Genomic DNA, 13,413 nt, shown 5'->3' with positions numbered 1-13,413 from the left:
TTTTTTTGTCATTCCGCGAAGGCGGGAATCTCATTTGAAATAATTCTAACTTGTATGGAAATAAAAATCACTTCAACCTTAAGTACTTTCGTATTAACACAGATACATCCTCAGAAAAATTAAATCGATACACAACATAAACATACAGAGCTGTTGTTAATATAGACTTTAAAGCGATATTTACAATAGGATGAAACGGAAACTCCCAAAAATAAAGTAGTAGTGCTGTGAGTAATAGTAGTAACGCTATTTTTAAAGTTACTGCAGTAAAGGGAAAAATTTTAAATTTCGTGTAAACAAAAAATAATTTTATTGAATTGTATAGAACAACTGCTATAAACGTCGCGATACCTGCGCCATTAATCCCCAAAACAGGAATAAAAATTACATTTAAAAGGATCATGACAACAACAAGAAATACACCTAAAACTAGCACCATTCTATAATAATCACTATTAAATAAAATAGCATTATTACTTCCCAACAGATTATCAAAAAGCTTAGAAATACTTATTAAAAACACTACAATTAATCCGCTACTAAACTCTTCAGGAATAACTAAATATAGCTGATTGATATTGAGTATAATTAATAAAAAAATTAAACCACCAATAATAAAAAGATTCAATGAGCTACGCTTATATAAATCTTCTAAAGCATCAAAATCCCTTTCATTCAAAAACTTTGCAGACAAAGGCAATAAAATCTGATGCATCGCACGTTGTGGTACAGCAATAACCGTAGCTATAAAAATAGCCACTTGATAATAAGCAATTTCTTTGATTTTAACATAAGAACCTAGCATAACTTTGTCTACATCCAATAATATAGTTGCTATGGAACCCGCTATAATAATTAAAAACGAATATTTTAAGATATCTTTTGAATTGGGAATACGCTTAAAAATTATCACAGGAAGTTTTATGGTAAAAGCATAGATTTTCATCACCAGCATTCTTATAAAATACATCACAACAAGACCTATCATAAACTGGTCTAAGTCAATAACCTTAAAGTGCAATAATAGTAACAATACCATAGCACCTACTCTATGAAAAACTTCTTTCATAAAATTTCCAAAAACAGTTTGCATTTGAACTTTAGCCCAAGCAAAAAAGATTTCAAAATAAGCTAAAGAAATAGCTATAATTAAAGTGTGCCACAGGTAGCCTTTTATAATATCATTCTTCTTTGAAAGAAAGCCAGATATAACATCATGACTCATATAAGTAACTAATATTATAGGGATTATAATAAAAAAAGGCAGCACCAACGTAAGCGTTAAAAAACTATTTAATGACACTCTTGTTTTAAATGAAGAATAAAATTTCACTATGGTATTATGCATTCCAAAAGCCATAAGTGGCATAACAACATAGGCCAAAGACAACATATACCCTACCATACCGTAATAATCATCACTTAAAAATTCAGTGTATAGAAATAAGGTATTAATAGCCCCAATAAAAAAACCTAAATAGGTAGAAACAACATTTTTAAAGGATTGTGAGGCAACGACTCCCATTATAATAACTTAGCTAAAGATTTTGTAAGCGCCTTTCTGTGATACTTTTGCAAACCAATTGGATAAGATTGCAAAGTGTTATTTTTAAACGCTTTGTAATGCTCTAATATAATTCTTTTTAACGAGTCATAATCTGAGTAATTAAAGTAATGACCAGTATTCGTTTCTTTTATGATTTTTTCAACATCAGAACTCTCTGGCCCTATAGCTAGGATAGGCCTATTAGAAACCATATACTCAAATAACTTCCCTGGAATGATAGAGCGGGTATCTTCAGAATCAATTTCAATGAGGAGTAATATTTGGGATTTTTTTTGAAACACAATAGCCTCATTATGTGAAACATAACCCACTTCGTTAACACAATTACTTAAGTTGTTGTTTTTGATGGATTTTAACACATGATCACTAACCGAACCCACAAAATTAAGCTGAAAATCATTAGAAAACTCAGTTTGCTCCTCCATTAAATCTTTTAGAACCCTCCATAATACTTCCGGGTTTCGTTTAGATAATAATGAGCCAATATGTGATAAAGAAAACTTAGAATCCATTTTGAAATCAATACTATCCGCATCATCGTAGCCATTTGTAATAACTTCAATAGGCTTATTGGTGATGCTTTGAAACTCTTTTTTAGTTACAGAACTTGTCACAACAACTTGATCCGCATTGTTTAAAACCTGTCTCTCTAGCAATTTATGCTTTGCCTTTGAAGCAGAAGTCAACTTAAGCTTTTTGTGGTATCCAATAGTTGTCCATGGATCTCTGAAATCTGCCAACCACTTAATATTTAATTTTTCTTTTAGTTTAAATCCTATTAAGTGAACGCTATGTGGTGGTCCTGTAGTAATAATAGTTTCAATATGTTCTTTTTGAATATAATCCAGCAGAAATGATACCGAAGGTTTAACCCAACCTATCCTAGCATCAGGAATAAAAAAGTTTCCTCTAACAAAAAGCATTGCTTTCTCTATGAAAGACTGTTCTTTCTCATCAGAAATAATACCTTTACTTATAGTTTTAGATGATGATTTTGAAAGAAACCCAGCCCATCTATAAGGCTCATTTATACGGTGGTTAATCACTGTAATATCTTCAGACACTTCGGAGGCAAGACTCTCATCAACTAAGGGGTAATTAGGGTTTTCTGGAACAAATACAATCGGCTCAATATCAAATTCTGGTAAATACTTTACAAATTTTAACCAACGTTGAACTCCTGGTCCGCCTGCTGGTGGCCAGTAATAGGTTAAGATAAGCACCTTTTTTTTATTCATTCTTTTTTTTGAACTCATAAAACAGACCACTAATTAATAGCAAACCAAATAAAATAGAACTTGCTAAAGTGATTTTGCTTCCAGTTTTAACCACATCTGGATCAAATTTAAACTCTATGACGTGATTGCCTGCAGGGATTTGCATTCCGCGTAATATATAATTTACACGTATATGACTAACTTCGTTACCATCAATAAATGTTTTCCACCCTTCAGGGTAATATATCTCAGAAAACACTGCAAAACCTTCATTTGGTTTATTAGATTGGTATTTTAAATAATTAGGTTTGTGCACTGCTAAACTTATAGTTGATAAGGAATCAACCTGGTAATTTGATTTAATATTTTTTAAGGATTCTACTGCTTTATGTGATGTGTAAACAGCTTTATTTTTATTATCCAAACTATCTAGCGCCTTAATCTCTGCATCTGCAGACACTACTTTTGCTAAGCGTTTAACAAACCATGCATTCCCATTGGCTTCATCATTTTCATAAGGAAAGGTTGCGCCTTTTTCATCTTGAGCAACAATGTATTTTGTATTTAGCATATTCAATACATTGATATTATTTCTAGCGATGTAAAAATCGAATACCTCCCTGTAGCGTCTCAATTCTGCTGCATTATAACCATTTAGTGAATTATGAAAATAAGATGGTTTTGAACGACCAGAAACTAAATCATAAACACGATAATGACTCTTATCATTCAAAATATATTTATCTACTTCACTAGCTTGAAAAGGCTTAGACATTTTAACACTAGAAACAAAGTCATCATTATTAACATAGCGCCTATCTACACCAACTAAATCAAATAGAATTAAAACAGCAAAAGCTACTATAACCCATTGTTCTTTTAGCTTTTCCTTTAAAAACAAATAAATAGCACTAGCCGATAAAATGACTAAAATCAAGCTTCGAATTGTGTCTTGTGTAAAAATAGCTTTTCTGTCAGTTTTCAATGCATCCACAAAACTTTGTCGATAAAACCCATCATTAACTCCTACAAAATCAAATAATGACGATTTAAATAGTAAAAACACTAAAGCTAAACCGCCAGTTATGATTGTAGTATATTTTAGAGCCTTTAGCTTATCCGCTCTCTGTTCAAAGTCATTAAACAATCTAACCAAACCGAAAATAGCCAAAGCAGGAATGCACAATTCTAATATAACTTGAATAGAACTTACAGCTCTAAACTTATCATATAAAGGAAAGAAGTCTATGAAGAAATTTGTTATCGGGTTGCTATCAGGCTTTGCATTAGTAACCAAAAACCAATTCTTCCCAAGAGATAAAACCCAAGAAAAAATAGTACCCCCAACTAACCACCATTTTAATCTTCCTTTGACTAAAAACAAAGCAAATACGAATAAAAACAAAATCACTGCTCCAACATAAGCTGGTGCCTCTACAATAGGCTGATCACCCCAATATGTTGGTGCTTGTTTAGCTTCTTGAGCTGCTTGTATGGTACTTGCTCCTAATTTTCTAAAAGCCTCATAAGTTGCAGAATCTTTCCCAACATCTTCTGAATTTCCACCACCCATAAAACGAGGAATAAACAAGTTAAATGTTTCTACTATACCATAACTATAACGCGTAATATACTCCCTATCCAATCCTGAAGTTAACTCTTTTGGGGATCCGTCTGGATTAATTGTTAGCTCGCTTTTGCCTCGTTTACTTTCTTTTACATACTCTTTAGTAGCCAAAAAGTTAGTAGCATTTAATGCGACAGACAATACGACTGCAGCTACTAAAACGCCAATGGATTTAAAGTAATGTAGCAACATCTTTTTTTTGAAAGCATCAATAAAATAAGCTATACCTAATATTATTACTAAAAACATGAGGTAATAGGTCATTTGAAAATGATTTGCCACCAATTCAAGTCCCATTGCAACTGCTGTTAGTAAAAACCCAATAATATACCGTTTTTGAAACACAAGCAAAATACCACTTAAAACTAATGGCATGTAAGCAATAGCATGTGCTTTACTATTATGACCAACTCCTAGAATAACAATTAAATACGTAGAAAAACCAAAGGCTATTGCGCCTAAAGCTGCAAGCTTAAAATCTACTTTTAAGACTAATAGAAATATGTAAAAACTTAATAAATACAGAAATAAATAATCTGCTGGTCTAGGTAGAAAACGCAGTATAGAATCAAGCTTTTTTATATAATTATGCGGATACCTAGCACCAAGTTGATAAGTTGGCATACCTCCAAAAGCACTATTTGTCCAGTAAGTTTCCTTGCCTGTTTCAGCTTTAAAATCCTTTTGCTGCTTACTCATGCCTATATACTGTACTATATCACTTTGATATATAACCTTTCCTTTTAAAACAGGATTAAAATACACCAGAGAAATGATTACAAAACCTAGTAGTACTAGAACGTGAGGTAACACTTTTTTAAAAGAAAGTTGCATGAAAAAGTTTTAGGAAAGCTCGTTACGAGCATTAACAAATTAAATTCTTAATTCCGTAAATATAAAGTAGAGGTTACAATAAATGAAACTTTCCATAAATAAAAAAACAAAAAAATTAAGAGTTGTTATCTACAAAACTAATATATTATATGTATGAGTTTTGCAAAAAAGATATTAGATGTTAGAAGAAAGTAAAAACCAAATATCTATTCTATTTCTTCATAATCTACATACTCCCCTACATCTTTATTGGAGGTTTTAGTATTTGGAATTTTATCAATAGTTATTTCACCTTCTTTTTTCTGAGTATCTTGCTTTTGCTGCCCTTTATTAAACTGTCCAAATTGATCACCAAAACGTTGTTCAGCTTTTTTAGCTGCATATTTAAGTAAAAAAGGCGCAAAAATTCTAGATAGAACCTTAATTCCGTAATACACTAATGCAATTATAAGTATGGTTCTTAATAAACCCATTTTTAACTTTTATTAATAATGACTACAAAAATACAATTCTATTGGCTTAAAAAACGTTGAAGTATGATAAAAAAAGTATAAAATATCTATATTTGAAAAAAGCCTAAAACGCTTCTAGTAAAGAAATAATTAAATTAATAATTATGAGCCCATTCAAATCTACTTTATTAATCCTACTAATTTTAACTTCTACACAGGCTTTCTGTCAGTATACTGACGTAATAAACTCTAATAGACCTGGAGTTTCGCGCAGTGCATTTTCCGTCGGCACTAATGTTGCTCAATTTGAAGTTGGTCCATACACAATAAAAGAAGAACGAACTCCTACAGCAGCTTATGAAGTATCAGGGTTTGGCGTTGATTTTGCTGCACGTTATGGACTGCTATTGGAAGAATTAGAAATTAATATTGAAGGTACTTACCAAAATGATACTAAAACGTTTACATCAGGTTTTTCTTCTGAGGATAAACGCGCTAACTTTAGGTTTCTAGCTGTAGGTGCGAAGTATTTAGTTTTTGATCCATATAAAAATGCTGAAGAGGATAAACCAAACTTATACAGTTGGAAAGCTAACCGACAATTTAAATGGAAATCTTTAATCCCTGCAGTTTCTGTATATGTTGGTGCCAATTATGATACCAAACCCAATCCTTACACCTATACAGGAATAGAAGGTTTTAGTCCAAAAGTGATGGTTGCAACTCAAAACAACTTTTCTGGTGGATGGGTATTTGTAATGAACTTAATAAAAGATAGAATAGGAACGGATCAATCAGATTTTCAATACATATTAACTTTAACACATTCTTTTAGTCCTAAATGGGTTATTTTTGGAGAAACTCAAGGTATACAAAGTGATTTTTATGCTGACAACCTTTTTAGATTTGGAGGTGCTTATTTAATGGGGAAAGATTTTCAATTAGATACGGCTGTTACATTTAACACAAAAGATACACCATCAGTATTTAGTGTTAATTTTGGAGCTTCATACCGATTAGATTTCCATAAAGACAAAGAGATTGATAATGGTACATCTGCAAAAGACGAAGGACAAAGAAGAGCAAATAGAAAAGGCAAGAGCAGTAATAAGAAAAGAAAAAAAGAAGCTGAGCCTACTGAAAAAATTAAAAAACAAAAAAAGAAAGATATAGATTTTGATGATTAACCAACCATCAATTTGCATCAATATAGTATGATAAAACTTAAAGAAGTAAAAACTAAAAAGGATCTTAAAGCATTTGTTAAGTTTCCTTTTAAGCTATATAAAGACTCCAAATATTGGGTTCCTCCCATTATAAGTCAAGAAATTAAAACATTTAACAAAAAAGAAAACCCCGTTTTTAACGATGCCGATGCACGAATGTTTTTAGCATATAAAAATGGTGAAATTGTTGGAAGAATTGCTGCAATTGTTAATTGGCTTGAAGTAAAAGAACAAAACCAAAAGAAAATGCGTTTTGGTTGGTTTGACTTTATTGATGATTTAGAGGTATCAAAAACCCTTTTGAATAAAGTTGAAAGCATAGGAAAATCATATAACTTACAATATCTAGAAGGGCCTGTTGGATTTTCGAATCTTGATAAGGTTGGTGTTATGACTGAAGGATTCAACTCTATAGCACCTATGATTACTTGGTATAACCATGAATATTATATTAAACACTACGAAGCTATTGGCTATATTGTTGAGAAATCATATTCTGAAAGTAGATTCCCTTTTAAAAATGTTAAACCTGAATTTTTTAAAAAAGCGCAAGAGCTTATTAAAAGACGCTACCAACTCAAACCATTAAAGTTAACGACTACAGAAGAGGTGATGCCTTATGCAGATAAAATGTTTGACTTATTTAACGAAAGTTACGCCTCTTTATCCTCATTTGTAGCTATTAACGATGTTCAGAAAGCGTATTTTAAAAAGAAATTTATAAGTTTTGTTAACCCTGAATATATAAAGTTTGTTATTGATAAAGATGACAATATGGTTGGTTTTGCTATTGTAATGCCAGCATTTGCTAAAGCCTTGCAAAAAATAAATGGTAAATTATTTCCTTTTGGTTTCAGACATATATTACATGCAAAAAAACATAGTAAAGATGTTATTTTCTATTTAATTGGTATTCATCCGGACTATCAAAATAAAGGTGTTCATGCTGTTATTTTCAATGAGTATTATGAAACATTTAAAGAAAAAGGCATCGAAACCTGCTTTAGGACGCCAGAGTTAGAAGACAACGAAGCTATCCATAAAATTTGGAAGCATTTTGACCCTGAAGTCTATAAACGCAGGAAAACGTATCGAAAAAATATTACATAAAAAATCCGATTCAATTATTGAATCGGATTTTTTAGTTTTCTAATACTTTTTATTACTCACCCATTGCTGCCATTAAAGCTGCAGATAGGCGCTTGTAAGTCCCGTTATCTAATCGATCTCTAATAGCATCAAATGCATCTAATGTTTCTTCAACATCTTGCAAAGTATGCGTAGCTGTAGGAATCATTCTTAATAGAATTAATCCTTTAGGTATTACAGGATAAACTACTATAGAACAGAATATTCCGTAATTTTCACGTAAATCTTTTACTAAGGCCATCGCCTCAGGAATACTTCCTTTTAAATATACAGGTGTTACACAACTTTGTGTTGTTCCAATATCAAAACCACGAGCTTTTAAACCAGATTGTAATGCATCAACAATTGTCCATAAATTCTTTTTTAATTCAGGCATTGTTTTAAGCATCTCTAAACGCTTAAGTGCACCAACCACTAATTGCATTTGCAAAGATTTTGCAAACATTTGAGAACGTAAATTATACTTTAAATAATCAATAATTTCTTTATCTCCAGCAATAAAAGCACCTGTACTTGCCATAGATTTTGCAAATGTTGCAAAATATACATCAATATCATCTTGAACACCTTGTTCCTCTCCTGCTCCTGCTCCTGTAGCTCCTAAAGTTCCAAACCCGTGAGCATCATCAACAAACAATCTAAAATTGAATTTCTTTTTTAAAGCTACAATTTCTTTCAAACGTCCTTGCTCACCACGCATCCCAAAAACACCTTCAGAAATTACTAGAATTCCTCCGCCAGTTTGTTCAGCCATTTTAGTAGCACGTTCTAAATTCTTCTCTAAACTTTCAACATCATTATGCTTATAAGTAAAACGCTTCCCCATATGCAAACGCACACCGTCAATTATACACGCATGTGCATCAACATCATAAACAATAATATCATCTTTAGCAACCAAAGCATCGATAGTTGAAACCATGCCTTGATAACCAAAATTTAAAAGATAAGCAGCTTCTTTACTTACAAAATCGGCCAATTCATTTTGAAGTTTTTCATGTAAATCTGTATGACCAGACATCATTCTCGCTCCCATTGGATATGCAGAACCATATTGCGCAGCAGCTTCAGCATCAACCTTTCTAACTTCTGGGTGGTTTGCCATACCTAGATAGTCATTTATACTCCAAGTAATAACATCTTTTCCTTGAAATTTCATGCGATTTGAAATTTCTCCTTCTAACTTAGGAAATACAAAGTAACCTTCAGCTTGAGATGCCCATTTACCTAGAGGTCCTTTGTCTTTATAAATTTTTTCGAATAAATCTTTCATTTATATAATAATCTTATTGCTATTAATTTAAGTCGTAACTAAATATTTGGAAAGGCTTTTTAAGAAAATAACTCAACTTTCTTTTAAGGAAAACAAATAAGCTCTTATTATTCTAGTTAGTTGCTGCAAAATTAAATATTTATCTGGTTTGAACATAATTTTTGATGCTCAATTATTGATAAAACAAAAAAAGAGACGATTTTTTTACTTCGAAGCAAAAATTCGTCTCTTAAAGTATATTTAAAAATGTCTTATTTTATGTATTGTATGCTTTGAGCTGCAGCTTCATTAACACTATCAAAGAATCCTTGATCGTTCATCCACTTATCACAATAAACTTTACTCATATATCTGGCACCATGATCAGGATATATTACCACTACACAATCATCTTTCTTAAAACGATTTTCTTCTCCTAATTGCAATAAAGCCTGCGTAACTGCACCTGAAGTATAACCTACAAACATACCTTCTGTTCTAGCAATTAATCTTGCTGTGTGCGCGCTATCTTCATCAGTTACCTTTATAAATTCATCGATAGCATCAAAATCTGTAGCTGTAGGTATCAAGTTTTTACCTAAACCTTCGATTCTATAGGGATAAATTTCTTTTTCATCAAACTCTCTAGTTTCATGATATTTTTTTATGACAGAACCAAAAGCATCAACTCCTATAACCTTTACATCAGGATTTTGCTCTTTTAAATACCTAGCTGTTCCGGAAATGGTTCCACCTGTTCCGCTACATGCTAACAAGTGCGTTATCTTTCCTTTAGTTTGCTCCCAGATTTCAGGGCCTGTAGATTTGTAATGTGCATCAATGTTTAATTGATTGAAGTATTGATTGATATAAACAGAACCTTTTATTTCTGCATGTAGACGTTTTGCAACCTCATAATAAGACCTTGGATCGTCTGCACTTACATGAGCAGGACAAACATAAACCTTAGCCCCCATTGTTTTTAACATGTCTATTTTATCTGGCGATGATTTAGAACTTACTGCTAATACACAATCATAACCTTTAATAATACTCACCATAGCTATACTAAATCCTGTATTACCAGAAGTTGTTTCTATAATAGTATCACCAGGTGATAGAATACCTTTTTTTTCGGCTTCTTCTATAATGTAAAGTGCTATTCTGTCTTTGGATGAGTGTCCTGGGTTAAAGGATTCTACTTTTGCATAAAAGTTACCTTTAAACTTGGAAGCTATTCTATTAAGTTTAACAAGTGGGGTATTACCTATTAAATCTAATACATTATCAAATACTTGATTTCTGTGTTTCATATAAGCTTTTTATAAACATTGACTAAGTGGTAACATAATCAGTGTTTAAACCGCACAAAAATAAAACATTTTTTTTTATTAACCATGAATTCCCTCTAAATCTAGAAGAAATGCATACTCTAACGCAACTTCTTTTAGGCTTTCAAAACGTCCTGAGGCACCTCCATGACCAGAATCCATATCTGTATGAAGCAACAAGGTATTAGAATCTGTCTTCATCTCTCTTAACTTTACAACCCACTTTGCAGGTTCCCAATACTGTACCTGTGAATCATGCAAACCGGTAGTAACCAAAATATTTGGGTAAGCTTTTGCTTCTATATTATCGTATGGCGAATACGATTTCATATAATTATAATATTCTAATTGATTTGGATTTCCCCACTCGTCATACTCACCTGTGGTTAAAGGAATAGAATCATCTAACATAGTTGTTACTACATCTACAAAAGGAACAGCTGCTAAAACACCTTTATACAGTTCAGGATTCATGTTAATAACAGCTCCCATAAGTAAACCACCAGCAGAACCTCCGTAAGCATATAAATGCGCTTTTGATGTATATTTTTTTTCGATTAGATATTTTGAACAATCAACAAAATCAGTAAATGTATTTTTCTTGAACAGAAGCTTACCATTTTCATACCATTCTCTGCCTAAATACTCCCCGCCTCTAATATGTGTAATGACATAAATAAAACCTCTATCTAATAAACTTAAACGAATGCTTGAAAAAGAAGGATCTACTGTTGAGCCATAAGCCCCATAAGCGTATTGAAGTAGTGGGTTTGTTCCATCCAGTTTAATACCCTTTCTGTACACAATAGACATAGGAATCTTTACACCATCTCTAGCGGTAGCCCATATACGTTTTGATTCGTAGTTTCCTTTCTTGAACTTCCCCCCTAATACTTGCTGTTCTTTTTTTACCTCACTTTGTTTAGTTTTTAAATTATAATCAATTATTGAACTTGGCGATGTTAATCCATTATAGCCATAGCGCAATAAATTACTTTCAAAGTCTGAATTATTGCCAATGTATGCTGTATATGTTTCCGAATTGAATGGTAAATAATAATCTTCTTTACCATTCCAATTTATAATTCGTAGCCTATTAAGTCCGTTTTCACGCTCGTTAATAACCAAATAACTCTTAAAAATTTCAATATCTTCTATTAAAACAGATTTTCTATGTGGAATAACATCTTTCCAATTTTCTTTAGTTGTACAATTCGCGCTGGTTTTAGAAATTTTGAAATTTTTTGCACCATCAATATTTGAAATTATATAGAAACTATCATTATAATGTGCAATATTATACTCTAAATCCTTGGTTCTTTTTTGAAAAATTGTGAAATCCGAATCTGGATTATTTGCATTCAAAAAACGATATTCAGAAGACAAGGTACTTGAAGATCCAATAATGATGTATTTCTTAGATTTTGATTTATATACGAAAGTATTAAAGGTTTCATCGGCTTCGTGGTAAACTTCTTCATCTTTATCAGAATCTGCATTTAATTTATGCCTAAATATTTTATGAGAACGCAGGGTAACAGGGTCTTTCATTGCATAAAACAACGTTTTATTATCATTCGCCCAAGTTATACTTCCAGTAGTATTTATAATCTCATCAGAATAAACCTCACCAGTGATGAGATTTTTTATTTGAATGGTATATTGCCGTCTACTTACTATATCTGTAGAAAACGCAGCTAATGTATTATCTGGACTTATAGCAATACCTCCTAGATTAAAGTAGGCATGCTTTTCTGCCAATTTGTTGCAATCAAATAAAATTTCTTCATCAGCTTCTAATGTTTCCTTTTTTCTTACATAAATGGGATAATCTTTGCCCTCTTGATATTTAGTAAAATACCAATAACCATTTAATTTATAAGGAACAGAGGTATCATCTTCTTTAATTCTACCTTTCATCTCATCAAACAATACTTTCTGAAAGGCTACAGTATGTTGCATATTAGCCTTAGTATAATCATTCTCAGCATTTAGGTACTCAATAACTTCTGGGTTATCTCTGTCATTTAACCAATAGTAATTATCAATTCGAGTGTCATTATGAACCGTTAGTTCTTTAGCAATCTTTTTAGCTTCTGGTGTTGAGGACATTGTTTTCAATGAAAGTAAGTTTAAACTTAAAAATTAAGCCTTCAAAAATAGAAAAATTAAATAGCTTTGTAATTCTAATTTTTAAATTTAAAATTATGTTTGGAGATATGATGAGTATGATGGGCAAACTTAAAGAAACCCAAAAAAAAGTTGAGGAAACAAAAAAACGTTTAGATACTGTTTTAGTTGATGAATCTAGTAACGATAACAAACTTAAAATTACTTTAACAGCCAATAGAACCATAAAGTCTATTGAAATTGATGATGATTTACTTAAAGATAAGGAACAACTTGAAGATTATCTTATACTTACCCTTAATAAAGCCATAGAAAAAGCAACAAATGTGAATGAAACTGAATTGGGGGCAGTAGCTAAAGAAGGGATGCCTAATATTCCTGGTATGGATTTGTTTAAATAGTATTTAAGCAAATTTCTTGCTACATATTTAAATAAATATTCAATTTAACACAAGATTCGCATATAGAAGTATATGTAATTATGAATTTAATTGTTTCATCATAATAACTAAGCTTGCAGAGTTCTAAAAAAAGTTTCTAAAACCTTATTAAATGTAAATAAAACCGACAAAGTGTAAGCAAAATTTCATAAATCTAAAAGTTTGGTATTTAGTCTAAAAAAACAACT

Annotated in this window: 10 protein-coding genes; 3 read left to right on the top strand and 7 right to left on the bottom strand. The window is 31.5% G+C overall.

Annotated features, from left to right (window positions below):
* Window positions 1–67 precede the first annotated feature (67 nt).
* From Q0772_RS13440 to Q0772_RS13425, 4 genes are all read right to left on the bottom strand, one after another.
* Window positions 68–1,525 (bottom strand): polysaccharide biosynthesis C-terminal domain-containing protein, encoded by a 1,458-nt coding sequence (locus Q0772_RS13440; protein WP_298345843.1) that lies wholly within the window; start codon window positions 1,523–1,525, stop codon window positions 68–70.
* Window positions 1,525–2,805 carry a glycosyltransferase family 4 protein gene (locus tag Q0772_RS13435; protein ID WP_298345840.1) on the bottom strand — a complete coding sequence of 427 codons (1,281 nt, stop codon included), beginning with the start codon at window positions 2,803–2,805 and terminating at the stop codon, window positions 1,525–1,527. The genes Q0772_RS13440 and Q0772_RS13435 overlap by 1 nt, the downstream gene beginning before the upstream one ends.
* Window positions 2,798–5,245 (bottom strand): YfhO family protein, encoded by a 2,448-nt coding sequence (locus Q0772_RS13430; RefSeq protein ID WP_298345837.1) that lies wholly within the window; start codon window positions 5,243–5,245, stop codon window positions 2,798–2,800. Before Q0772_RS13430 ends, Q0772_RS13435 begins: the two co-directional genes overlap by 8 nt.
* 206 nt (window positions 5,246–5,451) lie before the next feature.
* The gene (locus Q0772_RS13425; RefSeq protein ID WP_298345834.1) at window positions 5,452–5,718 is read right to left on the bottom strand and encodes a DUF4834 family protein; all 267 of its coding nucleotides are present in this window, start codon (window positions 5,716–5,718) and stop codon (window positions 5,452–5,454) included.
* Between the two features lie 143 nt (window positions 5,719–5,861).
* Between Q0772_RS13425 and Q0772_RS13420 the strand changes: the two genes are divergently transcribed.
* A complete protein-coding gene (locus tag Q0772_RS13420) occupies window positions 5,862–6,884 on the top strand; it encodes a transporter (RefSeq protein ID WP_298345831.1) in 1,023 nt (340 codons plus the stop codon).
* Between the two features lie 27 nt (window positions 6,885–6,911).
* Window positions 6,912–8,033 (top strand): GNAT family N-acetyltransferase, encoded by a 1,122-nt coding sequence (locus tag Q0772_RS13415; RefSeq protein WP_298345829.1) that lies wholly within the window; start codon window positions 6,912–6,914, stop codon window positions 8,031–8,033.
* A 52-nt stretch (window positions 8,034–8,085) separates the two neighbouring features.
* On the opposite strand, the gene Q0772_RS13410 is transcribed toward Q0772_RS13415, so the two are convergent.
* The 3 genes from Q0772_RS13410 to Q0772_RS13400 all read right to left on the bottom strand — a co-directional run bounded on the left by Q0772_RS13410 (window position 8,086) and on the right by Q0772_RS13400 (window position 12,767).
* Complete coding sequence (locus Q0772_RS13410) at window positions 8,086–9,345, bottom strand: aminotransferase class I/II-fold pyridoxal phosphate-dependent enzyme (protein ID WP_298345826.1); 1,260 nt, start codon at window positions 9,343–9,345, stop codon at window positions 8,086–8,088.
* A 251-nt stretch (window positions 9,346–9,596) separates the two neighbouring features.
* Window positions 9,597–10,637 carry a cysteine synthase family protein gene (locus tag Q0772_RS13405; RefSeq protein WP_298345823.1) on the bottom strand — a complete coding sequence of 347 codons (1,041 nt, stop codon included), beginning with the start codon at window positions 10,635–10,637 and terminating at the stop codon, window positions 9,597–9,599.
* Between the two features lie 78 nt (window positions 10,638–10,715).
* A complete protein-coding gene (locus Q0772_RS13400) occupies window positions 10,716–12,767 on the bottom strand; it encodes a S9 family peptidase (RefSeq protein WP_298345820.1) in 2,052 nt (683 codons plus the stop codon).
* A gap of 95 nt (window positions 12,768–12,862) precedes the next feature.
* Here Q0772_RS13400 and Q0772_RS13395 point away from each other — a divergent pair, with 95 nt between their 5' ends.
* Window positions 12,863–13,186, top strand: a complete 324-nt coding sequence (locus tag Q0772_RS13395; RefSeq protein ID WP_298346070.1) for a YbaB/EbfC family nucleoid-associated protein — start codon at window positions 12,863–12,865, stop codon at window positions 13,184–13,186.
* Window positions 13,187–13,413: the final 227 nt, after the last annotated feature.

The sequence above is a fragment of the uncultured Algibacter sp. genome (genome assembly GCF_947490405.1).
GTDB lineage: Bacteria > Bacteroidota > Bacteroidia > Flavobacteriales > Flavobacteriaceae > Algibacter_B.
The sequence above is the reverse complement of the archived record's forward strand: the minus strand, read 5'-3'. Positions and strand labels throughout refer to the sequence as shown.

What these genes read in the sequence shown, in the direction of transcription:
- Q0772_RS13435 (WP_298345840.1), bottom strand. Translation starts at nt 2,805, where the DNA reads ATGAATAAAAAAAAGGTGCTTATCTTAACCTATTACTGGCCACCAGCA.
- Q0772_RS13430 (WP_298345837.1), bottom strand. Translation starts at nt 5,245, where the DNA reads ATGCAACTTTCTTTTAAAAAAGTGTTACCTCACGTTCTAGTACTACTA.
- Q0772_RS13425 (WP_298345834.1), bottom strand. Translation starts at nt 5,718, where the DNA reads ATGGGTTTATTAAGAACCATACTTATAATTGCATTAGTGTATTACGGA.
- Q0772_RS13395 (WP_298346070.1), top strand. Translation starts at nt 12,863, where the DNA reads ATGTTTGGAGATATGATGAGTATGATGGGCAAACTTAAAGAAACCCAA.
- Q0772_RS13400 (WP_298345820.1), bottom strand. Translation starts at nt 12,767, where the DNA reads ATGTCCTCAACACCAGAAGCTAAAAAGATTGCTAAAGAACTAACGGTT.
- Q0772_RS13415 (WP_298345829.1), top strand. Translation starts at nt 6,912, where the DNA reads ATGATAAAACTTAAAGAAGTAAAAACTAAAAAGGATCTTAAAGCATTT.
- Q0772_RS13420 (WP_298345831.1), top strand. Translation starts at nt 5,862, where the DNA reads ATGAGCCCATTCAAATCTACTTTATTAATCCTACTAATTTTAACTTCT.
- Q0772_RS13410 (WP_298345826.1), bottom strand. Translation starts at nt 9,345, where the DNA reads ATGAAAGATTTATTCGAAAAAATTTATAAAGACAAAGGACCTCTAGGT.
- Q0772_RS13405 (WP_298345823.1), bottom strand. Translation starts at nt 10,637, where the DNA reads ATGAAACACAGAAATCAAGTATTTGATAATGTATTAGATTTAATAGGT.
- Q0772_RS13440 (WP_298345843.1), bottom strand. Translation starts at nt 1,525, where the DNA reads ATGGGAGTCGTTGCCTCACAATCCTTTAAAAATGTTGTTTCTACCTAT.